The sequence below is a fragment of the Caballeronia pedi genome (assembly GCF_001544915.2).
GTDB classification, from domain to species: Bacteria; Pseudomonadota; Gammaproteobacteria; order Burkholderiales; family Burkholderiaceae; genus Caballeronia; species Caballeronia pedi.
Genome location: NZ_FCOE02000020.1, coordinates 22,817 through 45,554, shown reverse-complemented (window position 1 = coordinate 45,554; position 22,738 = coordinate 22,817). Strand labels below are relative to the sequence as shown.

The window sequence follows — 22,738 nt, the reverse complement described above, 5'->3', positions numbered from 1 at the left end:
GACGCGATCTGTCCGCGTTCGCGGCAAAGATGAGGTCTGTTCGCACAGCGTTTAAGAACATGACCGATACGTCCCGACCACCGCAACAAACCGCTACCGCCTTGTACGATCCGCCGCGCGACACGGCCTCGCTCGTGCTGACGTGGATCCGCCGCGCGCGCGAATCGCAGATGCTCCACTACGCGATGGCCGACCGCCTGACGCGCTGCGGCCGGCGTCTGGGCCTCGCCGTCATCGGCATCACGGCGGCGACCGGCACGTCGGCGTTTCTGTCGCTGGTCGCGACGGCGATGTCGCCGGACGTGCGCATCGTCATCGGCATGACGAGTCTGAGCGCCGCCGTGCTCGCCTCCTTGCAGACGTTCTTGCGCTACAGCGAGCGCGCCGAGCTGCATCGCCGCGCGGGCGCGCAGTACGGCGCGGTGCGTCGGCGGCTCGAAGCGATCCACGCCGCCGATCCCTGCGTGCGCGACGCCTGCGTGATCGACGCGGTTCGCGACGAACTCGATCACATCGCGCAGACCGCGCCGCATTTGCCGCGCCGATCGGCGAACGCGGCCCTCAGCGAGTCTCGCTGATGCAGCCGATCGCATCGCGCATCGCGCCGAAACGGCGGCGGTATTGCGCCGGCGTGAGACTCACCTTGCGTCTGAACAGTCGGCTGAAAAAGCCCGCGTCTTCGTAGCCGACTTCATTGGCGATAGCCTCGATCGGCTGACGGTCGGTTTCGAGCATCTGCTTGGCTTCCTCCAGCCGCAGCGTATGCACGTACGCGAGCGGCGACATGCCGGTCGCCTGCTGAAAGCGGCGCTTGAACGAGCGCTCGGGCAGGCCGCTCATCTGCATCATCGCGCCGACAGGCGAGGGCTGCGCATAGTGCTCGGCGATCCACGACTGACACCGCGCGATGACCGCATCTTCTGCCTGGCGCGTGCGCGCGAGCCGCGCGAACGGTTGCTGGCCGACGTCATGCCAGTCGACGAGATTGATGCGCGCCGTCTGCATCGCGGTTTCGATGCCCGCGAGCCGCGCGATCAGATACAGCGCGAGATCGAGCCACGAGGTGCCGCCGCCCGCCATGATGAGCCGCTCACCGTCGCCCGATGCGACGAGCGCGCGATGCGCGCGCACTCTGATCGACGGATATTGCCGTGACATGAAATCGCAATACGCCCAGTGCGTGGTCGCATCGAGGCCGTCGAGCAGGCCCGCTTCCGCGAGCAGAATCGCGCCCGAGCATGCCGTCGCGAGGATCTTGCCCTTCGCGTGGCAACGTCGCAGGCACGCGATTTCATCGTCGAAACGGCCCGCGAGCGGCTCGCCGGGCGGCACCAGCAACTCGGGCACGCAGACGACATCGGCGTCATCGCAGGCGTCGAGCGGCGCGTCCGCCGTGATGCGCACGTTGTTGCCGGCGATGAACGCGCCGCCGTGACGCGACACGACCAGCGGCGCGATCGGCGCGCGCCCCGGCGTGCCCTCGACGATGAGACCCCAGTCGCGTCCCGCCGACATGAACATGTCGTACATGCCGTACACCACCGACGCCGACGTCTCAGGCAGTGCAAGGATGCAGATGCGCACGGGTGATCGCTCGTTCATGGCCGTTTTGTCCGGTTAGTTGCCGAAATGGCTTTGGTGTCGCACGCGCGCGGGTCGTATCGTGGCTCCGTCGCAATGTTATTTAAGTGTAAGGAAGGCCGTCGCGCCAGCGCGCGCCGCAGGAACGGGCGCCGCAGCGCGCGTGTTGTATCTCCTTCTTTCATTGGGCATTGCCGGCGCACTTTCTCGACGTGGACCCAGTTGACGGAGCATGACCATGAGCCAGTACCGCACGCACCTGCCGCAGCTCGACGACGCGCTTTTCATGAGCGACGGCGGCATCGAAACGACCTTGATCTTTCACGATGGCATCGAGCTGCCGTGCTTCGCCGCGTTCGATCTTCTGAAGGACGCCGCGGGCACGGCGCGCCTCGACGCCTATTTCCGGCGCTATGCCGCGCTGGCGAAAAGCGAGGGCGTCGGCCTCGTGCTCGAAGCGCCGACGTGGCGCGCGAATGCGGACTGGGGCCGCAAGCTGGGCTATTCCGATGCCGCGCTCGCGCACGCCAACCGGCAGGCGATCGATCTGCTCGTGCGGGTGCGCGCAGCGTTTGAAACGCCGGACACGCCCATCGTCATCAGCGGATGTCTGGGGCCGCGCGGCGATGCGTATCGCGTCGAGTCGCGCATGAGCCGCGAAGAGGCGCGTGCGTATCACCAGCCGCAGATCGACACGCTCGCGGCAACCGACGCGGACATGATCGCGGCCTTCACGATCACGTATCCGGAAGAGGGCATCGGCGTGATCGACGCGGCGCGTGCGCGCGGCATGCCCGTGGCGATCTCGTTCACGCTCGAAACCGATGGCCGTCTGCCTTCGGGCGATGCACTGCGCGATGTCATCGAGCGCGCGGATGCCGAAACGGACGCGTATGCCGCGTACTACATGATCAATTGCGCGCATCCGTCGCATTTCGAAACCGTGCTCGGCGATGGCGGCGCATGGCGCGACCGCGTGCAGGGCATTCGCGCCAACGCGTCACGGCGCAGTCATGCCGAACTCGACGACGCCGCCGATCTCGACGACGGCGATCCCGACGAACTCGGTGCGCAGTATCGCGCGCTGAACGCGTTGCTGCCGCGCATGAATGTGGTGGGTGGGTGTTGTGGCACGGATCATCGGCATGTGAGCGCGATCTGCGGCGCGATGAAGGGGGCGAGGGCGCAGGTCGCGTGAGGCGTTGCGTCGTGAGGCGGCCGGGCGCGGTGCTCACCGCCCACGGCCCGTCCCCTGCGTCAACCGATACCCCGCGATCAACCCCATGTCGTAGGCATTCTCCAGCGCGCGCACGATATCCAGCGGCTTCACGAGTATGCCTTTCCCAAACGCATCGCCGTGGAAATCTACGTCGAAACAATCGGCGGCGATCTCGCTCAACGTGGTCATTCTTTCATCGGTTAGCAGGCTCATTTTTTCCTCCGATCCGGCATGCGATGCATTCTGGAGGCACTGACTTAGCTCTGTGTTAACCGATTTCCTGTCCCATTTCGTGAGGACAGACAACCCACCGGCAACTCCCTAGACTGCGATCGATCGATTAATCGCTTCAGCGAAGGGAATGTCATGGCCTTCACGCCGGAAACCATCGTCATCGTCATCGTTGCGGGGCTGTTCTGCGGCTTCCTCAACACGGTCGCGTCGTCGGGGTCGGCGGTCTCGCTGCCGGTCCTGATGGCGGTCGGCCTTCATGCGGTCGCAGCCAATGCAACCAATCGCGTGCCGGTCCTCGTCGGCGCGCTCGCCGCAACGGTCGGGCTGGCGCGCGAAGGCGCGATTCCATGGAAACGCGCACTCATCGTTGCCGCTCCGCTCACGCTGGGCGCCGCCGTCGGCGCGCTGCTGAGCGAACTCATGCCGAGCCACGATCTCAGGCTGGCGATCGTGGCCGCGGTGGTCGTCGCGCTCATCCTCGTGCTGACGAAGCTCAAGAACCTGCTGACATCGGCATCCGACAGCGACGTCCGGCTGGACTGGAAACCGATGTCCCTGCTGTTCATTGTCGGTATCTGGACCGGCTTCATCGTGCTGGACTCGGGCACCTACATGTTGCTCGTGCTCGTGCTGACGTGCGGCATCACGCTCGTCGAGGCGAACGCGATCAAGAATCTGGCGACGCTCACCACGACGGTCGTGGCGATGGCGATCTTCGCCGCGCATCAGAGCATCGACTGGAAGACGGGCGGCATCATGGCGCTCGGCAGCGTCGCCGGCGGCCTGCTGGGCGCAAGGCTTGCGATCTCCGAGCAGGCGCGGCGCTGGATCGTGGGACTGCTCGTCGTGGTGATCGTCGGCGAGCTGATCCATCTGGGGATGGGGTATTACGCGACCATCGTCTCCTGATCCGCTCAGATCACGAAGAACCCATGCGTGCCGTCGCTTTCCAGTTGCGCGACGAGCCCGTATTCCCAGTCGAGATACGCCTGCATCGCCTCGCGCGCATTGTCTACGCCTTCATACGGACGGCGATAGCGATCGATGCGCGGCGACGCGAGCCTCGCTTCGCCGCTTTCGGTCGGCAAGCCGGCGCGGCTCCAGGCCGCATTGCCGCCTTCTAGGACGTGAACGGGCTGGCGCGTCAACGCCGCGACATCGGCGGCCGCGTAGGACGCGAGCGCGCTCGTGCCGCATGTGAGCACGTAGCGCTTCGCATCGGGCAGCGTGCGCAAGTCGTCATGAGCGGGCGTGAGATGCGAGCGCAGAATCCAGTGCGCAGCGGGAATGTGCGCCTTCACGTAGCTCGCGCTCGGCGCGAAGTCGAGCAGCACGACGCCGCTCGACGCATCGTCGAGCAATGCCGCGAGTTGCTGCGGCGACAGCGTCGGCGCGGTCGCGGTCGCGGGCGCGGGCCGCTGCGGCTGCCACGCGCCGTTTTCGGTGAGATCGCGCGGCGTGGCATCATCGACGACATAGGTTTCGATGTTCATCTGCGCGAGCCACGACGCCGTCATGTTCGCGCGCACGCCGTCGTCATCGAAGAGCACGACGCGCGCGCCGCGCACCGGCGCGAACATCTCCGTTTCCTGCACGAGCTGGCCGCCCGGCGCGCTGCGCAATCCGCTCGCGTGCGCGGCTTCGTATTCGTCGGGCGTGCGTACATCGAAGCGATACGTCGTGCGTGATACATCGCCGGCCCAGCGCGCGGCTTCATCGAGCGAAGTGCGGCGCACGCCTGCGCGCGTTGCGAGCGCGAGCGCCGCCTCTCGCGAAGCGTCGAGATGGTTCGCGTCGCGTCCCGCGTCCGGATCGAAGCGGCGCGCGCTGCCGTGCTCCAGCGTCTGCCCCGCGAGCGTCCAGCCGATCGTGCCGTTGCGCAGCGCGGCCACCGGATTCGGCAGCCCCGCATTGACGAGCGATTGCGCGCCGATGATGCTGCGCGTCCTGCCCGCGCAATTCACGACGACGCGCGTGGCCGGATCGGGCGCGAGCGCACGCGCGCGCAGCACGAGTTCCGCGCCCGGCACGCTGACGCTGCCGGGAATGTTCATGGTGCGATATTCGTCGAAACGGCGCGCATCGAGCACCACGAGGTCGTCGCCATTCTTCAGCAACGCATCGAGCGCTTCGGCGGAAAGCGAGGGCGTATGGCGCTTCGCTTCGACGAACTCGCCGAACGCCTTGCTCGGCACGTTGACGTCGCGGAAGACTTCGCCGCCCGCGCGAATCCAGCCGTCGAGACCGCCCGCGAGCAGCGCGACATCCGTGAAGCCGAGCTCGGCGAGCTTGTCGGCGGCGCGCGCGGCGAGGCCTTCGCCGTTATCGAGCAGGACGATCGGCGCGTTGCGGCGCGGCAGGCGCGCGTACGCATCGAGTTCGATGCGCGAGAGCGGAAAATTCGCCGCGAAAAGCGGATGACACTGTGCGTGCGGGTCTTCCTCGCGCACGTCGAGCAAGGCGATTTCGCGTTTGGCGAGCAGCGTTTCGCGCACGTCTTCGAACGTGCGCACGGGGTAAGGCTTCTTGTCGGACATGAGTGTGTGATGTTCGTTATGGCTGCGTGAGCAGCGCCGCTTCGCCGACGCGGAATGCGGCCAGTTCGTCGGCCGCGCACTGCGCGATGAGGCCGGTTTCCCACGCGAGATAGGCGCGCGCGGCATCGAGATTGCCTTCGTGACGATCATGCACGAAAAAGAGAAAGTCGATGCGTCGCGCGGGCGTGAGATGCAGTTCAGCGCGATCAACAGCGCCTTTCCACCCGTCGATTCCACTCGCCACGATCGACACATCAGCAAAGCCCGCGTCACGCAGATCATCGGCGACGAGGCGGGCGGCAGGGCGCGCGTTCGGATCGGTGAAGAGCACGATGGGCGTATCGTGCGTCGCTTGCGCATCGCGCAAGGTATCGAAGACGCGTGGACGAATCGTCCAGTGCGAACCCGCAGGCCGCGCGTGTTCATGCGCGGCGCTCGCACGCAGATCGAGCACGATGGATTCATCGGCGACATTCGGATGCGCGCTTGCATCGTCATCGCGTGCGGCCTGTGCCTGCTCGCGCGGCGTAAGGCGCGCGGCGATTTCCGCATCGACGGTGGCGGCCTCGAAGCCCAGTTGCACGAGCCAGTGCGCGACGACCGGCGCGCGAATGCCGTCGTGGTCCACGAGCAGCAGACGCGCATGCCGCACGGCCACGCTCTGATCGGTCGCCTGCACGAGCTGACCGCCGGGAGCGTGTTGCGCGAACGGCAGGCCGTCGCGCGCATATTCTGCCAGCGTGCGCACGTCGAGCAGATAGGTCGTGCGCGTGGCGTCGTCGAGCCATGCGCGCGCGGCGCGTTCATCGAGCGCAGCGACGCCGACGCGCTGCGCGAGCGCTTGCGCACGTGCGCGCGCGTCGGAGCCTGCGGGCAGCGCCTCGGCATGACCGCGCGTGCTGCCATGTTCGAGCTCGAAGCCCGCGAGCGCCCATCCTTGCGTGCCGTTCTCGAGTGCGAACACGTCACGGCGAATACCGAGATTGCGCAAGGTCTGCGCGCCGATGATGCTGCGAGTGCGTCCCGCGCAATGAATCACGATGGTCGTGTCGGGCGAGCCCGCGAATGCGTCGATATGCGCGGCGAGTTCGCCGTTGGGCACGCAGACCGCGCCCGGTATCGCCATCTTGCGGTGCTCCTCGGGCGTGCGCCCGTCGATGAGCGCGATCGGACAGCCGCCGCGTTCCGCGCGCCATCGCTGTAACTGGACGGCACTGACATGCGGCGTGCCGTACTCGCGTTCGACGAGTTCGCCGAACGTCTTCGACGGCACGTTGATGCCGCGAAAGAGCGTATAGCCCGCGCGTTGCCAGGCGCTCGCGCCGCCTTCGAGTATCGCGATGTCGTCGTAACCGCGCTGCCGCAGACGCGCGGCGGCCCGCTGCGCGACGCTCGCGCCTTGCGCGGGCGAGCCGTCGTCGAGCAGAACGATGCGCACGTTCGCACGCGGCAACAGACGCGGCGCATCGAGTTCGAGCCGGCTGAAGGGCAGGGGCGTCGCGAAGAACGGATGGCCTTCGCCGAATTGCCCGGCTTCGCGCACGTCGAGCAGCGCGATCTCGCGGCCGTCGTTGAGCCAGTGGCGCAGCGTGGATGCGTCGATGAAGCGAACAGCGTCGAGGGCTAAGGGCATGGATCGGTCAGGTACAAGTGAGACGAAAGGCGCGGCGCAGATCGTCGATGAGATCGGACGGATGTTCGAGGCCCACATGCAGACGCACGACGGGCGCATCGCTGGCGAAGTCGCTATGCGCGCGCAGCCGCGCCGCGGGTGCGACGAGCGCGAGGCTTTCGAAGCCGCCCCACGATGCGCCATGCGAAAAGAGCCGCAGCGCATCGACGAAGGCGCGTGCATGCGTTACGTCGTGACGCGGCATGAACGCAAACGACACGAGCCCGTTCGCGCCGCGAAAATCGCGCTGCCATAGCGCATGATTCGGATCGTCCGGCAATGCGGGATGAAACACGCGCGCGACCGCGTTCTCGCCTTGCAGATATTGCGCGACCGCGAGCGCATGACGCGCGTGCTGCGCGAGCCGCACGCCGATGGTCCGGATGCCGCGCAACGCGAGATACGCATCGTCCGCGCCGACCGACAAGCCGAGCGCTTCGTGCGTGTCGCGCAGGCGTTGTGCGAGCGCGGCTTCGTTCGTGCTCACCGCGCCCTGCATCAAATCGGAGTGACCGCCGGCGTACTTGGTCGTCGCCTGGATCGACACATGCGCGCCGTATGCGAGCGGCTGATGCAGCCAGCCCGCGCTCCACGTGTTGTCGGCGGCGACGATGAGTCCGTGCTCGCGCGCGAACGCGCCAAAGGCGGGCAGATCGATGATCTCGTACAGAAACGAACCCGGCGATTCGACATACACGAGCCGCGTGTTCGCGCGCAGCGCGTGACGCGGCGGGCCGTCCTGCGCAGCGAAGTAGGTCGCTTCGATGCCGAGCCGCGCGAGCAACGGTTCGATGCGTTCGCGCACCGGCCCATACACGCTGTCCTGAATCAGCACGTGATCGCCCGGCGCGAGCAGCGCCAGAAAGGTGAGCGTGATCGCGGACAAGCCCGATGGCGCGAGCAGCACATGCGCCGCGCCTTCCAGCTCGCCGATGGCCGCTTCGAGCGCACGATGCGTCGCGGTGCCGTGGCGGCCGTAGGTCGCGACATTCTCGCCGTCATGACGCAGCCGATGCAGCCGCTCGTAATCCGCGGCCGAGGCGAAGCGCACGGTGCTCGTGCGCACGACCGGCACGTTGACGGGCGCGGCGCCATCGTCGAAGGTGCCGAGGCCGGCGTGCAGAACACGCGTGGACGGGGCGTGAACGCGCTCGTCCATCAGCCGACCGCCTGCGTCTGCCGATGCAGATGCGTCTGGTTGTAGCGCACGATTCTGCCGTCCTCGAAGCCGAGCCGTCCCGACAGCGTTTCGAGCGGCCTGCCGTACAGATGGAAATGCAGCGTCGGACGCGCGCCCGTCACATGGATGCTGTGGATATCGTCGGGCAGGAAGGCGATCGGCGTGCCGGGCTCGACGAGCACTTCGCGATCGAGTTCGATGCTCGCGCGGTCCGCGTCGCTGCGATCATCGGTGCGGCGATACACGCGGTTCAGCTCGCTGCCTTCTACCGCGACGATCACGGCCCACGTATCGTGGTTATGCGGAATCGTCGTCTTGCCCGGCAACAGCGAGTTCAGATACAGCGCAATGCCGTCGCTGCCGGGATTGACGCGATAACGCGTCGATGTATCGCCGCTCGATGCATCGGGCGGCGGGAAATCGTCGCGCGAGAACAGCTCGGGCCGCGCGGCGAGCGTCTGAAGCGCGTCGGCGATATGCGCGAGCGCAGCGCGCGTGAGGCCGTCGCGTTCGAGGATCGCGTGCGTTTGCGCGATGAGCGATTCGACGCGTTCGTGTCGCTCGGTGACAGGCGTGGTCGATGAAGCGGAGATGTGGGTCACGATGGAATCGAAGCGAGTTTCAGGGATGAACGGGTGCGTCGCGCACGGCTTTGCGTGCTGTCGAGAAAGCGCCGCGTGTGTTCGTCGCGCGGCGCATGAAAGATCTGTTCGGGCGCGCCTTCCTCGACGATCACGCCGCCTTCGGTATAGGCCACGCGATCGCTGATGTCCTCGGCAAAGCGCATTTCATGCGTGACCAGCACGCACGTGAGCCCTTCGTCGACGAGTTCGCCGATAACATTGAGCACTTCGCCGACAGTCTGCGGATCGAGCGCGGAAGTCACTTCGTCGAACAGGATCAGCTCGGGTTGCATCGCCAGCGCGCGTGCGATCGCGACGCGTTGCTGCTGCCCGCCCGACAGTTCGCCGGGATACGCGCCGGCCTTGTCGGCGAGCTGCACTTTCGCGAGCAGCGCGTGCGCGGTGTGTTCGGCTTCGGCGCGACTTGCGCCGAGCACGCGCATCGGCGCGATGGTGAGGTTCTGCAGCGCGCTCAGATGCGGAAACAGGTTGTATTGCTGGAACACGAAACCAATGCGCTTGCGCAGCGCGATCTTCTCGTCATCGCGTTTCAGCGCGCCGACATCGACGCCGCCCACGCGCACTTCGCCGCGCTTGGGCGCGATGAGCCCGTTGATGCAGCGCAGGATAGTCGATTTGCCCGAGCCCGAAGGTCCGATGATCGACACGGCCTGATTGCGGCGCACGGTCAGATCGATGCCGCGCAGCACGGCGGCGTCGCCATACGACAGATGCACGTCGCGCAAGGTGACGAGCGCGGGCGCATCGTGGCCTGAAGAATGAGTGGCGGACAAGGCAGCGCGTCCATGGACGAGTGACATCATGTGGCGGATCGTTGTCGCTGCAAAAAAGGAATGCTCATTCTAGAAACGCGGCAAGCCTTTTCGAACCAAGCAATCGTCACAAGGTTATTCGCGCATGCACGATGCTTTTTTCTTCGCGCGTGCTTTGTAAAGCAGATCAGATTCGTTCCCTGTCCGAAGGCCTTTGCGTACGCTGGCGTGTCCTTTCACTACTCCAGCTTTCGAGGCTTCGATGTCATTCGCCGTTCACCTTCGCTCGCTCGTCCGAACTACTGCGCTATTGCTCGCGGGCATCGGCGCGGCCCATGCCGATGCGACGCTCGACAAGATCAATTCGCGGCATGAACTCGTCGTTGGCGTGATGATCACGGGCGGCCCGTTCGGTTCCATCGATCCGGCGACGCAGAAGCTGCGCGGCTTCAACGTGGACCTCGCGCAGGATCTGGCGAAGCGGCTCGGCGTCGGCGTGCAGCTCGTCTCGGTGCAGCCGTCCACGCGCGTGCAGTTCCTTCAGCAAGGCAAGGTCGATATTCTCGTCGCCAACATGGAGTACACGGAGCAGCGCGGCGAGATTCTCGATCATGTCGCGACGCCGTATTACCAGGTCGGCGGCACGGCGATCACCGCGAATTCGAGCGGCATCACGCGCTGGGAAGACCTGCGCGGCAAGCCCGTGTGCATCTCGCAGGGCAGCAGCTATATCAAGCCGGTCGTCGAACGCTATGGCGCGATTCCGCGTGCGTTCCCCGGCGCGGCCGAGTCATTGCTCGCGCTGAAGGGCGGCAACTGCGTGGCCGCGGTGCACGACGCCGCGCCGCTGCTTTATCCGTTGCAGGCGCGCGATCCGGAATGGCGCAACTATCGCACCTTGCAGCCGGAACTGATTCCGTCACCATCGGTGATCTGGGTGCGGCAGGGCGAGAAGGACATCGCCGCGCGGCTCGATCCGATCGTGCGTGACTGGCATCGCACGGGATGGCTCATCGACGAGGAAGCGAAGAACGGGCTGACGCCGCCTTCGCCCGCGCTCGCGCAATGGCGCACGCAGTATGCGTCGACAGCGGTGTCGTCGAAGTGAATGCGTTCATCGAACGAGCGGCGCATGCCGGACTCGATTACCGCTTTCTGCTCGATCACTACGATCGCGTGTCGTTCATCGATGGCATCGCCTTGAGCATCGGCCTCGTCATGGCGACGCTCGCGGGCAGTGCGCTCGTCGGCGTCGTGCTGCTGGTCGCGTTGCGTTCGCAGAGCGCGTCGATTGCGGGTGTGGCGCGCGGCGTGATCGAACTCACGCGCAACACGCCGACCATCGTGCAGTTGTATTGCGCGTTTCTCGTGCTCAATACGCTGATCACGCAAGCCCTGCACGCGCACGGCGCCGACAATCCGCTCAAGCCGTTTCTGTGGGTCGTCATCGTGCTTTCGATCAACAAGGGCGCGTTTCATGCGGAAGCGTTGCGCGCGGGATTCGGGGCGCTGCCGCGCGAGACGCTCGAAGGCGCGGAATCGCTCGGCTTTTCGCGGCGCGCGCGCTTCTGGAGCATCGAGTTGCCGCTGGCGCTGCGCACGGCGTTGCCCGCGCTCGTCAACAATGCGGTCGAACTGGTGAAGGCGTCGGCGATCGCATCGGCGATCGCGGTCGGCGACATCACGTATCAGTCGATCATGATCTGGACGCAGCGCGACAACGTGCTCGCATTGATGCTGCTGATCCTGCTGTTCTTCTACGCGCTCACGGCGCTCGTCAATGTGTCGGGCCGCTGGATCGAGCGCCGGCTTTCGGTGCCTGGTTATGGGCAGGGTTAAGTTCGATGCGCGGGTTCGCATCGGCTCGGGAGCCTATGCGTGCGCCACCATCATCCTGGCGGCGATGGCGCTCTGGCTGCTCGCGCCGCGCGACATCTCCGGCGCGCAGTTGCTCGCGTCGTTCCTGCGCTGGCTGCCCGCGTTGCTGCGCGGCTTCACGGTGAATGTGGGCGTGAGCCTCGGCGCGCTCGCGCTCGGGACGTTGATCGGCTTGCTCGTCGGCGCGCTGGCGTTGCTGAGCGGCGCGGCGGGACGCATCGCGCGGCTCTGGATTCAGGCCTTTCGCAACGCGCCCTGGCTCGTGTTGATCTTCTTCACGACGTATGTGTTTCCATTCGAGTTCACGATTGCGGGCCACGTCGTGCCGTTTCCCGACTGGCTCAAAGTGATCGCGGCGCTCGCGCTGCCCGCGAGCGCGAACATCGCCGAAGTGTTTCGCGGTGCGGTGCAGTCGATTCCGTCTGCACAATGGGACGCCGCCAGCTCGCTCGCGATGTCGCGCAGACAGATCCTCGTGCTGATCGTGTTGCCGCAGTGCGCGCGCCGCATGTTGCCGCCGTGGATGAACGTGTACGCGATCATCACGATGGGCACGGCGCTGTCATCGCTCGTCGGCATCCACGACGTGCTCGACACCGCGCAGATCGCGAGCACGACGGTCGCGCATTCGAGCTTCACCGTGCTCATGTACATGAGCACGCTCGCGATGTTCTTTGCCTATTGCTATCCCGTGACGCTCGCGACGCGCGTGTTCGAGCGCCGTCTGCACGCCTGAGCGACCCGATTCCACTGATGATTGAGCGCCCCTTCGTAGGGGTGGTTTCCGCTTCCGAAACGATGCCCGGTGTGCTACGGTGATTCGTATGTATTACTTGCGACCGGGCGATCGCTGATTGTCGATCGGCCTTCCGAAATGATTCGGATGGAGTGTGACAATGGACCAGCGAGGCGGTGGCTCGCCGCTTTACTCAGTCATCTGCCCCCGATGCGAAACCCTGTCCTCAGTCGATGAGCCCGCGTGCCCGTTTTGCGGTGCGGACCGGCATGGAGCCGTGCTGACCAAGGGGGCCGAAACGGCGGTGCGTGCGGTCGAGGCGGCGCGCGGCGTGACGCGCCATTTCCGGGACTTCGGCGAGAAGCGCCGCGCGGAGCGGATCAGGCGCCCGCGCGAATACGAAGCGCGTTTGCCCGCGCCCGAGAGCGGTGGCGCAGCCGTGCTCGATACGCAACGCGTGTCGAATTCCGTGCTGGCCACGGTGGTGATGGGCGCCGTCGTGATCGGCGCGTGCTTTCTGGTACGCGCGTATTTCGAGCAACACACATCGACGCTACGCGCGAACGCGTTGCCTGTCGCGGTCGTGGGCGCGGTTCGACCGGCGCCGCCGAAGGTCGAAGCGGCCGCCGACAAGCTCGTCGAGAGCCGTCCGGTTGCTGTCGCCGCGCAGGCTCCGGTCGTATCGGCGTCGCCATTGATTGCAGTGGCCGCGTCGAGCAAGGACAGCGTGACCGAAAAGGTCGTTCCCGCACGTTCGGTCGAAAAGAAGAAAGCGCCGGCGGTACGCGCGCAGCGCACGCAGAAGGTCGCCGCCAAACCGGCCGCCGTGTGCTCGCACAAGTCCGATCGTACGTGCGCGAAAAACACGCAACGCGTCGCTGCTGCGAAAGTCGAGCCGAAGCAGAAGCAGGCGAGCAAGCAGCCCCTGCGTCGCACGGAAGTCGCGCGAGCGAAGCCCGCGACGAAGGAAATCCAGAAAGTGGCGGCGATTCCCGCGCCCACGAAACCCGCCATGGTCTCCGACGGTAGCTGGAAGCCCAGCACGAAGAAGAACTGATCAGATCCACTTCGCCTTGCGAAACCATCGAAAGAGCAAGGTGTCGATGGTGACGATCGCCGCGATCACGACCGGATAGCCAAACTGCGTATGCAACTCCGGCATGTGCTCGAAGTTCATGCCGTAGATCCCGGCGATCATGGTCGGCACCGCGAACATCGCTGCGAATGTCCCGAGGCGCTTGGTGATTTCGCTGTCGGCCAGCGCGATCATGCCGAGGTTGACCTGGATCGCGGTGATCACCATCTCGCGGCGTCCCTCGATCGCGCCGACGATCCGTTCCAGATGAACGTAGACATCCTTGAAGTACGCGGTCATGCCTTCGCAGATGCCCGGCACGCGCCCGCCGGTCAGCTTGCCCACGCCTTCGAGCAGCGGTCCGATGTGATGCCGCAACACGACGAGCCGCCGCTTGAAACGGTACAGATCCTCGATCAGTTCGCGTGACTGTCGGTTTTCATGACGCGCGAAAATGCGGTCTTCGAGCACTTCGAGTTCGGCGGTAAGTGTCTCCAGCACGGCGAAATAGCCATCGACGATGTCATCCATCAACGCATAGAGCACGAACGCGGAGCCTTGGCGGAGCAGCGGCGGTTCGCTTTCGCAGCGCTCGCGCACACGCTTGAAGCCGCGCGTCGCGCGCATGCGTACCGAGAGCACGTAGTTTCTGCCGACGAATACATCCACTTCGCCGAACAGCAGACTGCCGTCTTCCTGTTGCTCGACGGTGTGCATCACCGCGAACAGCGAGTCGCCATATTCCTCGATCTTCGGCCATTGATGATGCGCGCGCACATCTTCTACGGCGAGTTCGTGCAGATCGAATTCCTCTTTCATCGCTTCGAGTTCGGCAGGATCGGGGTCCTTGAGCGCGACCCAGACGAAGCATTCCGGCTTCTGCACATAGTCGCTGATCGCTTCGACGGTGATGTCGCCGAGCTTACGGCCATCCTGATAGGCAACGCAGGCAACCAGCATGATCGATCTCCTTGCAGCGGAGGCGTTGATCGGATGCGTGTCTTAAGGATCGACGCCGATATGCATCGTGCATTGGGTCAGCCGACTTTTTGATGACATCGCGCGCGGCACGTTTCTGGCGCCGCGCGGATTTGAAGGAAGAGGTCGATAAGGCCGCGCTTCGCGCGAGACGCGAAGCGCGTGGTGAAGGTTACTTCGCGGCCTGCCAGTGTTCCTCGACACCCTTGTCGGTGATACGCACCTTCGCGAGCAGAGGCGAATAGCCGCGCAGCTTGATCTCGTCGACGGCGAGGCGCTCCGAGCGATAAACCTGCTGCGTGATCCTCGTGCCGTCATGGAATTCGAGCGCATAGCCGTCGATGGGCCCCCATTGGCCCTTCGGCATCGGTTCGATATAAACATTCTGCATCGCGTTTCTCCAGCTTGATTGGAAAGCATCGGGCGGTTCGCCGCGGCGAACGTGCACCTCTTGTACAAGAGGTTAGCGAAGAAACGGCCGCCGGCCGCATCGGCATGTGGCCGCGCGCACCAAATAAAAACCGATACGAATCAATCAGCTAGAGCGACGCTCCCATGATGAGAAAGACGATCCTCCGATGTGCAACCCGCGTCGTGCTGCCATGCAGCGTGAATTTTCGGGAAACGGACCTCAATTCCGTATCGTGAAATTTTCATGACGTGAGCGCGGATGCGTCGGCGGTCAGCACCGACGCAAAGCGAAAGCCGTTTCGCCCCTTGCGCTTCGCTTCGTACATCGCGCGATCCGCGTCGGCGAGGATGGCGTCGGCGGTGGTATCGAAACCCGCCGCGCACATCGCGATACCGACGCTGGTTCCGAGCAGCGCCTCGCCGCCGCCGATTTCGAAGGGCCGGCCGATCGCGCGGCAGATATCCTGCGCGATCCGGCTGCAGGCGCTCGACGACGCGACGCCGCGTGCGAGCAGCACGAATTCATCGCCGGCGAGACGGCAGACGAGATCGCCCGCGCGCGTGGTCTTTTTCAGGCGCGCCGCCACTTGTCGCAACAGTGCGTCGCCGGCGTCGTGGCCGTGCTGATCGTTGACGTTCTTGAAGCCGTCGAGATCCATGAAGAAGAGCGCGAAAGGCTGCTCTTCGTCGCGGGCGGCAGCGATGGAAAGCGCGAGCTGCTCGGCGAGCGCGCGGCGGTTCGGCAGGCCGGTCAGCGCATCGAGCATGACCTCGGAGCGCATCTGGTTCTCGCGCCGCTTGGTCTCGGTGATGTCCTGCGACATGATGTAGAAGCCGACGACTTCGTCGCGCCGGCACTCCGGGACGTAGGTCGCGTTCCAGACCCGGCCGGGCGCGGCCTCATAGACAATATCCTCGTGCGTCACGCGTTCGCCCGCGAGCGCGCGGCGGAACCACGGCAGGCAACGCTCGAAGGTCGCCGCGCCGATCGTGTCGCGCACGGTCTCGCCGCGCAGCGCGGCCGGATCGACGCCGAATACTTCGCGATACACCTGGTTGTTGAAGCGGTAGCGCAGGTCCGTATCGACGTGCGCGATCAGCACAGGCAGGTTGTCCGTGATGGTCTGCAAGGCCGTGCGGCTGCTGGTGAGTTCGCAGGTGCGTTCGAGCACGCGGCGCTCCAGTTCCTGACGGTAATCGCGCAGTACGGCTTCGCTGTGCTTGCGGCTCGTGATGTCCTGCATCGTGCTGACGAAGTGCAGCGGCAGGCCGCGATCGTCGCGGATCAGCGCGACGGACAGATCGATCCACACCGTGCCGCCGTCACGACGGCGATAGCGTTTTTCGAGCGTATAGGTTTTTCGCGCGCCATCGAGCAGATCGTCGACGAGTTGCAGATCGGCGGGAAGGTCCGCTTCTGCGGTGATCTGCTGGAAGGTCATCGCGACGAGTTCGTCGGCGCTATAGCCGGTGATTTCACACAGCTTCGGATTGACTTCGACGAAGCGGCCGTCCAGATCGACGATCGCCTTGCCCGTCGGCGTCTGCTGGAAGATCGCGTGAAAGCGCGACTCGGACAGGCGCAGCTTGCGGCGGTCGACTTCCTGCACCTCGCGGGTTTCACGCGCGGCCTCGCGTTGCACGATCTCGCGTTCCAGCGTGGCCGCGAGATCGCACAGCGCGGCTTGTGCGGCGGCGCTCAGCTTTCTGGGCTTCGTATCGACCGCGCACAGCGCGCCGAGCACGAAGCCCGCGGACGAGCGCAGCGGCGCGCCCGCATAGAAACGGATATGCGGCGCGCCCGTGACATGCGGATTGCCCGCGAAGCGCGCGTCTTCGTGCGTGTCCTCGATGAGCAGCAGCCGTTCGGAATGGAGCGCGTAGGCGCAGAACGACACATCGCGCGAGGTCTCGCAGACGTCCAGCCCGACGCGCGACTTGAACCACTGACGATGTTCATCGACGAGCGACACCAGCGCGATAGGCACCTGCAACAGCTCGGCGACGACGCGCGTTACGCGGTCGAACACGTCTTCGTGGGGCGTATCGAGCAGATCGAGACTGCGCAGCAATTGCAGTCGCTTCGCTTCATCGGCGGGCAAGGGCGCCGCGTGCCATTCGGGTACGGGTTGCAAGGTTCGTCTCGACTCTATGGGTTACGCGAGGAATGTATCGAACCTCATGCAATCCCGATTCGTCGATCAGGGCACGGCTTGCGCCCCAATTCACGGCATGAACGGACCCTAAAGCCCGAGGCAGACTGCGCCCGCCGCGACGACCACGCACGCGAGCCAGCGTTTCGCGTTGACTGTCTCGCGCAGGAACACGCGTCCGATGAGCGCCGCGAACACGACGCTCGTTTCGCGCAACGCCGACACCGCGCCCATCGCGCCCGACTGCATCGCCCAGATCACGATGCCATACGCGGCGATCGACACGAGTCCGCCCGCGAGCGACGAGCCCACGGCCATCGGCGTCGCCTTCACGGGCATCCAGAGCGCCGGCAGGCCGCGTTTCGCGATGAAGATCACCGGCATGAACCAGTAGAACATGAACATCCACGCGGTATAGGACAGCGCTTCGCCATCGGATGCCCGCACGCCGATGCCGTCGATCACCGTATAGACCGCGATGGTCACGCCCGTCGTCAGCGCGGCGAGCGCGCCCGCGCGCGATACGTGGCCGCCTTGCAGCGCGAGCGCCATGATGCCGCCGGAAATCAGGACGATGCCGAACGCGTGCATCGGACCGATCGCCTCGTGCGCGAACAGGGCCGCGCCGAGCGTGACGAGCATCGGCGAGGAGCCGCGCGCGATCGGATACGCCTGCGCGAGATCCCCACGTCGATACGACCGCACCAGGCTCACGTTATAGACGATGTGCACGAGCCCCGATGCGACGATGTACGGCCACGCGGCCCTGGCCGGCAACGGCAGATACCACACCACGAGCGCGGAGAAGACCCCGATGGCGATGCTCATCCACGTCATCGACAGGAACCGGTCGCGATTGCCGTGCAGCATCGCGTTCCAGCTTGCGTGGAGCACCGCTGCAAAAAGGACGACACCGCCGGTGTAGGTGAACATGCGTTTTATGTCGGTTGTGTGACGGATAGTTCATAGAATATCTAACTTGTGGGTCGCTCACAAACCATATAATTTGCGTTGTCGCGTTAGAAAATCTATGACGAATGAGACCGGCATTGCCTTCGCTCAACGCGCTGCGCGCCTTCGAGGCGGCGGGGCGGCTCGGCAGCTTCAAGGAAGCGGCGGCGGAACTGCACGTGACGCACGGCGCGATCAGCCAGCAGGTGCGCCTGCTTGAGGCATGGCTCGGCGCGCCCTTGTTCGAGCGCCATAACCGGCGCGTGGTGCTGACGCCTGCCGCGCGGGCCTATCTCGCGGAAATCGCTCCGCTGTTCGATCAGCTTGCGCAGGCCACCGCGCGCTATGGCCTGTCCGAGGCCGTCGCGCGCACGCTGAACGTCAATGCGCCCGCGACCTTCACCTTGCGCTGGCTCGTGCCGAGGCTGGAGAAATTCCGTGCGCGCCGTCCCGATGTGGAAGTGCGGGTCGAGACGTCGAACGAGCCGGTCGAGAGCCTCAAGGACAGCTACGACATCGTGATCCGGGGCGGTCCGGACACGTTCTATGGCTACGCGATGCGGCCTTTTCTGGAAGAGAAGCGCTTGCCCGTGTGCAGTCCCGCGCTGTTGCGGCGCGTGCCTTTGCGAACGCCTGAAGACTTGCGGCGGCATACGTTGCTGCATACGTCGAGCCTGCCGCGCGTGTGGCCGGACTGGCTGGCGCAGGTGGACATGCCCGCGTTGATGCCTTCGGCGGCGCTCACTTTCGACCACTTCTATCTGACCTTGCAGGCGGCTGTCGATGGCCTGGGCATCGCGATGGGACCGACCGCGCTCGTCGCCGACGATCTCGCGTCAGGCCGTCTCGTCGCGCCGTTCGACGGACCGCGTCTGCCGTCGCGGAGCTACTGCACCTATGTCGCCGATGAAAAGATCGCAGACGATCTGATCGTGCAGTTTCGCGCGTGGCTGGAGCGCGAAGGCGCGGCCTTTGCGAGCGAGCCAGGCGTGTGAGCAGCAGCCTCTTCCGTGGGGCGAATCCGGCAGACGTTTAACTATCCAGTTAGAATATAGTGGTTTACGCTGATGCCCCCGCGGGTTTTCGCCCTGCGCGCGCGGCTGATTCGCACGCCACATTCCTGGAGAAGATTGATGTCTACGAGTGAAGCCCGTCTTTCAGCCACGCTGAGAGCCGGGTGTATTTTGCTGGGCCTCGCATTGCTGGCCACCGGTCTGTTCTTCGTCGCCGGCGGCGCGAAGCTCGCGCTGCTGCACGGCAGCCTCTATTTCGTGGTCGCGGGTGCGGTCATCGTCGTGTCGGCGGTGCAGTTCATGCGGGCGAAGTCATCGGCGGTGCTCGTGTACGCGGTGGCCTTCGCCGGCACGCTGATCTGGGCGCCGCTCGACGCCGGTATCGACTTCTGGCCGCTGGTGTCGCGGCTGATGCTGCCGGCCGGCTTCATGGTGCTCGCGCTGCTCGCGTGGCCTGCGTTGCGCAGGCATGAGACGGGCGAAGCCGCGTCGAAGCGTGCGTACGCTCTTGCCGGCGTCATCGCGCTCGCGATGCTCGTCGCCTTCGTGCAGATGTTCCAGCCGCATCCGCCTGTCGCGTTCGACGGCACGGCCGCGCCGCTCGTGCCCGTCGCGAAGGGCGATGCGCAGAAGGACTGGAGCAGCTACGGCAACACGCCCGGCGGCAGCCGCTTCGTCGCGCTCGATCAGATCACGCGCGATAACGTGCAGAACCTTCAGGTCGCGTGGGCGTTCCATACGGGCGACATCCCCGACAGTCCCACCGGCAACGGCGCGGAAGATCAGCAGACGCCGCTGCAGATCGGCGATCGCATCTACATGTGCACGCCGCACAACAACGTGATCGCCGTCGATGCGGACAGCGGCAAGCAAATCTGGAAGCGAGAAATCGACGCGCACGCGCAGGTGTGGAACCGTTGCCGCGGCCTCGCCTATTTCGACGCGACCCGGCCGTTGGCGCAACCTTCCGTGGCGGGCTCGACGTCCGTGACGCCGGTTTCCGTCGCGGCGGACGCAAGCTGCCAGCGCCGCTTGCTGATGAACACGATCGACGCGCGCCTCGTCGCGATCGACGCCGATACGGGCGCGCTGTGCGAAGGCTTCGGCGAGCATGGCTTCGTCGACCTGAAAGCGGGCCTCGGCGCGGCGGAAGATCCGAAGTATCAGCTCACCTCCGCGCCGACGCTCGCGGGCACGACCGTCGTCGTGGGCGGGCGCGTGGCGGACAACGTGCAGACCGACATGCCGGGCGGCGTGCTGCGCGGCTTCGACGTGATCACCGGCGAGATGCGCTGGGCCTTCGATCCGGGCCGCGACTATCCCAACGCGCGCCTGCAGCCAGGTCAGACGTACGCACGCAGCACGCCGAACTCCTGGGCGCCGATGTCCTACGACCCCGCGATGAACACCGTCTTCATCCCGATGGGCAGTTCGTCGGTGGACTTGTGGGGCGGCACGCGCACGCCGCTGGATCATCGCTACGCGACGTCGATCCTCGCGCTCGACGCGACCACCGGCAAGGAAAAGTGGGTGTACCAGACGGTTCACAACGACCTGTGGGACTTCGATGTGCCGATGCAGCCGAGCCTCATCGACTTCCCGGCGAAAGACGGATCGACGAAACCGGCTGTCGTATTCGGCACCAAGTCCGGCCAGATCTTCGTGCTCGACCGCATGACCGGCAAGCCGCTCACGCGCGTCGAGGAACGCCCGGTGAAAACCGGCACGATCCCGAACGAGCAATACTCGGCCACGCAGCCGTTCTCTGCCGGCATGCCGACGATCGGCGCGAACAAGCTGAAGGAATCGGACATGTGGGGCGCGACGCCGTTCGATCAGCTGGCGTGCCGCATCGGCTTCAAGTCGATGCGCTACGACGGCCTTTTCACCGCGCCCGACACGGACGTCTCACTGAGCTTTCCGGGTTCGCTCGGCGGCATGAACTGGGGCAGCCTGTCGACGGACCCGAACCATCACGTGATCTTCGTGAACGACATGCGCCTCGGTCTCTGGGTGCAGATGATCCCGCAAAAGACCGACAGCGCGCCCGCGAGCAACGGCGGCGAAGCGGTCAACACGGGCATGGGCGCGGTGCCGCTGAAGGGCACGCCGTATGCCGTGAACAAGAACCGCTTCATGTCGCCGCTGGGCATTCCGTGCCAGAAACCGCCGTTCGGCACGCTCTCCGCCGTCGATCTGAAGACGCGCAAGCTCCTGTGGCAAGTGCCGGTCGGCACCGTGCAGGACACGGGCCCGTTCGGCTTCAAGATGCGGATGAAGATGCCCATCGGCATGCCGACGCTCGGCGGCACGCTTGCAACGCAGGGCGGGCTCGTGTTCATCGCGGGCACGCAGGATTACTATCTGCGCGCGTTCGACAGCGCCACGGGCAAGGAAGTGTGGAAAGCGCGTCTGCCCGTGGGCAGCCAGGGCGGTCCGATGAGCTACGTCTCGCCGAAGACCGGCCGGCAGTACGTGCTGATCTCGGCGGGCGGCGCGCGTCAGTCGCCCGACCGCGGCGATTACGTCATCGCGTATGCGTTGAAGCCCTGATCGCCGCCTGGACGATTATCATGGCGGGCGGCGGCACGGGCGTGCATGCCGCCGCTTCATTCGACCCGTCCCCTGACCGATGTTTTCATGCGTCTGACATACCCTTTCGATCGCCGCACGGCGAAGCGCGCACGCCTGCTGGTCCTGTCGATGATGTGCGGCATCGGCGTAACGGCCGCGCATGCGCAAAGCGCCGTCACGCTGTACGGCACGATCGACACCAGCATCGAAGTGACGAATCCCGGTTCCTCGTGGACGCCGCGCATGGATTCGGGCGCATATCGCGGTTCGCGCTTCGGCTTGCGCGGCTACGAGCAATGGAGTTCCGATACGCGTCTGCTGTTCGATCTCGAAAGCGGCTTCAGTTCGGCGGACGGCAGCTTCGCCACGGCCAACACCATTTTCAACCGGCAGGCGTGGATCGGCCTAGGCGCGCCGTGGGGCGAATTGCGCATGGGCCGTCAGTACTCGCCGATCTACATTCCGTTCAAGGGCGGCCTCGACGCCTTCGGCGCGGGCACGATCGCGTCGGGTCTCAACAATCTCTCGAAGATCACGCCGTATACGGATAACGGCATCGCGTACCTGTCGCCAGACTTTCACGGCTTCACGACGACGCTCATGGTCGCATTGCGCGACAGCGGCGACGGCAACGGTCTATCCGGCAACTACGAGACATTCGCGTATCACAACGGGCCGTTTCGCATTTCCTATGCACATCAGCAGACGCAGGGCGACACCGGCTTGCGCGCGAATCTCGGCGGCGTGTCGTACCAGATCGGCAAGACGACGGCCTTCGTGTCGTACTTCAATGGCGATGGCGGATCGCCGCGCTATCACAACGACGGCATCGCGCTATCGATGCGTTATGCCGTGACGCCGCGCCTGCGCGCATCGCTCGGCTACGCGTACGCGCGCGACCGCTCGGGCGGCGACAACGATGCGGACCAGTTCAGCGTCGCGTGCGAGTACGACCTTTCGCCGAAGGTACTGCTCTACGCGAGCGGCGCGATGCTGCGCAATCACGGCGACGCGACCTTCACGCTGCGCGGCGTGAATGTCGTCGGGTTGCCGGCGGCGTATCCGGGCGCGCCGGTTCGCGGCGTGCAGGTCGGCATGATCGAGCGATTCTGACGGACGTGACCGTCACGGCTTGTCGAGGCTTCGCGCG

At 65.4% G+C, this 22,738-nt stretch carries 21 protein-coding genes; 10 read left to right on the top strand and 11 right to left on the bottom strand.

The genetic code is table 11. The annotated features are described in order from the left end of the window. The first annotated feature begins 59 nt into the window (after positions 1-59). Complete coding sequence (locus tag AWB80_RS25800; RefSeq protein WP_061177501.1) at positions 60-578, top strand: SLATT domain-containing protein; 519 nt, start codon at positions 60-62, stop codon at positions 576-578. On the opposite strand, the gene AWB80_RS25795 is transcribed toward AWB80_RS25800, so the two are convergent. After that, positions 562-1,602: a GlxA family transcriptional regulator gene (locus AWB80_RS25795; protein WP_061177500.1), complete on the bottom strand. Its 1,041-nt coding sequence runs from the start codon at positions 1,600-1,602 to the stop codon at positions 562-564. The two genes, AWB80_RS25800 and AWB80_RS25795, sit on opposite strands and share 17 nt — an antisense overlap. 217 nt (positions 1,603-1,819) lie before the next feature. On the opposite strand from AWB80_RS25795, the gene AWB80_RS25790 reads away from it, so the two are divergent. Beyond that, entirely contained in the window at positions 1,820-2,779 is a 960-nt protein-coding gene (locus AWB80_RS25790; RefSeq protein ID WP_061177570.1) for a homocysteine S-methyltransferase family protein, read from the top strand. A 33-nt stretch (positions 2,780-2,812) separates the two neighbouring features. Here AWB80_RS25790 and AWB80_RS25785 read toward each other — a convergent pair whose 3' ends face one another. Beyond that, positions 2,813-3,013, bottom strand: coding sequence for a hypothetical protein (locus AWB80_RS25785; RefSeq protein WP_061177499.1), 201 nt, complete (start codon positions 3,011-3,013; stop codon positions 2,813-2,815). Positions 3,014-3,166: 153 nt separating this feature from the next. Here AWB80_RS25785 and AWB80_RS25780 point away from each other — a divergent pair, with 153 nt between their 5' ends. Then, entirely contained in the window at positions 3,167-3,943 is a 777-nt protein-coding gene (locus AWB80_RS25780) for a sulfite exporter TauE/SafE family protein (RefSeq protein ID WP_061177498.1), read from the top strand. Positions 3,944-3,948: 5 nt separating this feature from the next. On the opposite strand, the gene AWB80_RS25775 is transcribed toward AWB80_RS25780, so the two are convergent. From AWB80_RS25775 to AWB80_RS25755, 5 genes are read right to left on the bottom strand one after another with little or no spacing between them, the layout of a single operon-like run. Further along, complete coding sequence (locus AWB80_RS25775; protein WP_061177497.1) at positions 3,949-5,571, bottom strand: rhodanese-like domain-containing protein; 1,623 nt, start codon at positions 5,569-5,571, stop codon at positions 3,949-3,951. A 16-nt stretch (positions 5,572-5,587) separates the two neighbouring features. Further along, complete coding sequence (locus tag AWB80_RS25770) at positions 5,588-7,204, bottom strand: rhodanese-like domain-containing protein (protein ID WP_061177496.1); 1,617 nt, start codon at positions 7,202-7,204, stop codon at positions 5,588-5,590. Between the two features lie 7 nt (positions 7,205-7,211). Beyond that, entirely contained in the window at positions 7,212-8,402 is a 1,191-nt protein-coding gene (gene metC / locus AWB80_RS25765; protein ID WP_061177495.1) for a cystathionine beta-lyase, read from the bottom strand. Then, positions 8,402-9,028, bottom strand: coding sequence for a cysteine dioxygenase family protein (locus AWB80_RS25760; RefSeq protein ID WP_061177494.1), 627 nt, complete (start codon positions 9,026-9,028; stop codon positions 8,402-8,404). The genes metC and AWB80_RS25760 overlap by 1 nt, the downstream gene beginning before the upstream one ends. After that, the gene (locus AWB80_RS25755) at positions 9,022-9,870 is read right to left on the bottom strand and encodes an amino acid ABC transporter ATP-binding protein (protein ID WP_425266884.1); all 849 of its coding nucleotides are present in this window, start codon (positions 9,868-9,870) and stop codon (positions 9,022-9,024) included. Before AWB80_RS25755 ends, AWB80_RS25760 begins: the two co-directional genes overlap by 7 nt. Positions 9,871-10,081: 211 nt before the next feature. On the opposite strand from AWB80_RS25755, the gene AWB80_RS25750 reads away from it, so the two are divergent. The 4 genes from AWB80_RS25750 (at position 10,082) to AWB80_RS25735 (ending at position 13,490) form a co-directional block, all read left to right on the top strand. After that, positions 10,082-10,927, top strand: coding sequence for a transporter substrate-binding domain-containing protein (locus AWB80_RS25750; RefSeq protein ID WP_061177493.1), 846 nt, complete (start codon positions 10,082-10,084; stop codon positions 10,925-10,927). Next, a complete protein-coding gene (locus tag AWB80_RS25745) occupies positions 10,885-11,658 on the top strand; it encodes an ABC transporter permease subunit (RefSeq protein WP_061177492.1) in 774 nt (257 codons plus the stop codon). Before AWB80_RS25750 ends, AWB80_RS25745 begins: the two co-directional genes overlap by 43 nt. After that, positions 11,645-12,433 carry an amino acid ABC transporter permease gene (locus tag AWB80_RS25740; protein ID WP_061177491.1) on the top strand — a complete coding sequence of 263 codons (789 nt, stop codon included), beginning with the start codon at positions 11,645-11,647 and terminating at the stop codon, positions 12,431-12,433. Before AWB80_RS25745 ends, AWB80_RS25740 begins: the two co-directional genes overlap by 14 nt. A 277-nt stretch (positions 12,434-12,710) precedes the next feature. Further along, positions 12,711-13,490 (top strand): hypothetical protein, encoded by a 780-nt coding sequence (locus AWB80_RS25735; RefSeq protein ID WP_061177490.1) that lies wholly within the window; start codon positions 12,711-12,713, stop codon positions 13,488-13,490. On the opposite strand, the gene corA is transcribed toward AWB80_RS25735, so the two are convergent. From corA to AWB80_RS25715, 4 genes are all read right to left on the bottom strand, one after another. Beyond that, positions 13,491-14,468: a magnesium/cobalt transporter CorA gene (gene corA, locus AWB80_RS25730; protein ID WP_061177489.1), complete on the bottom strand. Its 978-nt coding sequence runs from the start codon at positions 14,466-14,468 to the stop codon at positions 13,491-13,493. 190 nt (positions 14,469-14,658) lie between these two features. After that, the gene (locus AWB80_RS25725; RefSeq protein ID WP_061177488.1) at positions 14,659-14,877 is read right to left on the bottom strand and encodes a hypothetical protein; all 219 of its coding nucleotides are present in this window, start codon (positions 14,875-14,877) and stop codon (positions 14,659-14,661) included. Positions 14,878-15,139: 262 nt separating this feature from the next. Continuing rightward, on the bottom strand, positions 15,140-17,032 hold the full coding sequence (locus AWB80_RS25720) for a bifunctional diguanylate cyclase/phosphodiesterase (RefSeq protein WP_061177487.1): 1,893 nt from the start codon (positions 17,030-17,032) through the stop codon (positions 15,140-15,142). 108 nt (positions 17,033-17,140) lie between these two features. Further along, entirely contained in the window at positions 17,141-17,983 is an 843-nt protein-coding gene (locus AWB80_RS25715; RefSeq protein WP_061177486.1) for a DMT family transporter, read from the bottom strand. Between the two features lie 104 nt (positions 17,984-18,087). Between AWB80_RS25715 and gcvA the strand changes: the two genes are divergently transcribed. The 3 genes from gcvA (at position 18,088) to AWB80_RS25700 (ending at position 22,701) form a co-directional block, all read left to right on the top strand. After that, positions 18,088-18,996 carry a transcriptional regulator GcvA gene (gene gcvA / locus AWB80_RS25710; protein WP_061177485.1) on the top strand — a complete coding sequence of 303 codons (909 nt, stop codon included), beginning with the start codon at positions 18,088-18,090 and terminating at the stop codon, positions 18,994-18,996. Positions 18,997-19,134: 138 nt separating this feature from the next. Continuing rightward, the gene (locus AWB80_RS25705) at positions 19,135-21,567 is read left to right on the top strand and encodes a glucose/quinate/shikimate family membrane-bound PQQ-dependent dehydrogenase (RefSeq protein ID WP_061177484.1); all 2,433 of its coding nucleotides are present in this window, start codon (positions 19,135-19,137) and stop codon (positions 21,565-21,567) included. A gap of 150 nt (positions 21,568-21,717) precedes the next feature. After that, positions 21,718-22,701, top strand: coding sequence for a porin (locus AWB80_RS25700; RefSeq protein WP_061177568.1), 984 nt, complete (start codon positions 21,718-21,720; stop codon positions 22,699-22,701). Positions 22,702-22,738: the final 37 nt, after the last annotated feature.

Coding starts and splice junctions, on each gene's coding strand:
- AWB80_RS25780 (WP_061177498.1), top strand. CDS start 3,167: ATGGCCTTCACGCCGGAAACCATCGTCATCGTCATCGTTGCGGGGCTG.
- AWB80_RS25745 (WP_061177492.1), top strand. CDS start 10,885: ATGGCGCACGCAGTATGCGTCGACAGCGGTGTCGTCGAAGTGAATGCG.
- AWB80_RS25755 (WP_425266884.1), bottom strand. CDS start 9,870: ATGATGTCACTCGTCCATGGACGCGCTGCCTTGTCCGCCACTCATTCT.
- AWB80_RS25725 (WP_061177488.1), bottom strand. CDS start 14,877: ATGCAGAATGTTTATATCGAACCGATGCCGAAGGGCCAATGGGGGCCC.
- gcvA (WP_061177485.1), top strand. CDS start 18,088: ATGAGACCGGCATTGCCTTCGCTCAACGCGCTGCGCGCCTTCGAGGCG.
- AWB80_RS25775 (WP_061177497.1), bottom strand. CDS start 5,571: ATGTCCGACAAGAAGCCTTACCCCGTGCGCACGTTCGAAGACGTGCGC.
- AWB80_RS25700 (WP_061177568.1), top strand. CDS start 21,718: ATGATGTGCGGCATCGGCGTAACGGCCGCGCATGCGCAAAGCGCCGTC.
- AWB80_RS25785 (WP_061177499.1), bottom strand. CDS start 3,013: ATGAGCCTGCTAACCGATGAAAGAATGACCACGTTGAGCGAGATCGCC.
- AWB80_RS25705 (WP_061177484.1), top strand. CDS start 19,135: ATGTCTACGAGTGAAGCCCGTCTTTCAGCCACGCTGAGAGCCGGGTGT.
- AWB80_RS25795 (WP_061177500.1), bottom strand. CDS start 1,602: ATGAACGAGCGATCACCCGTGCGCATCTGCATCCTTGCACTGCCTGAG.
- AWB80_RS25790 (WP_061177570.1), top strand. CDS start 1,820: ATGAGCCAGTACCGCACGCACCTGCCGCAGCTCGACGACGCGCTTTTC.
- corA (WP_061177489.1), bottom strand. CDS start 14,468: ATGCTGGTTGCCTGCGTTGCCTATCAGGATGGCCGTAAGCTCGGCGAC.
- AWB80_RS25740 (WP_061177491.1), top strand. CDS start 11,645: ATGGGCAGGGTTAAGTTCGATGCGCGGGTTCGCATCGGCTCGGGAGCC.
- AWB80_RS25800 (WP_061177501.1), top strand. CDS start 60: ATGACCGATACGTCCCGACCACCGCAACAAACCGCTACCGCCTTGTAC.
- AWB80_RS25750 (WP_061177493.1), top strand. CDS start 10,082: ATGTCATTCGCCGTTCACCTTCGCTCGCTCGTCCGAACTACTGCGCTA.
- AWB80_RS25715 (WP_061177486.1), bottom strand. CDS start 17,983: ATGTTCACCTACACCGGCGGTGTCGTCCTTTTTGCAGCGGTGCTCCAC.
- AWB80_RS25770 (WP_061177496.1), bottom strand. CDS start 7,204: ATGCCCTTAGCCCTCGACGCTGTTCGCTTCATCGACGCATCCACGCTG.
- metC (WP_061177495.1), bottom strand. CDS start 8,402: ATGGACGAGCGCGTTCACGCCCCGTCCACGCGTGTTCTGCACGCCGGC.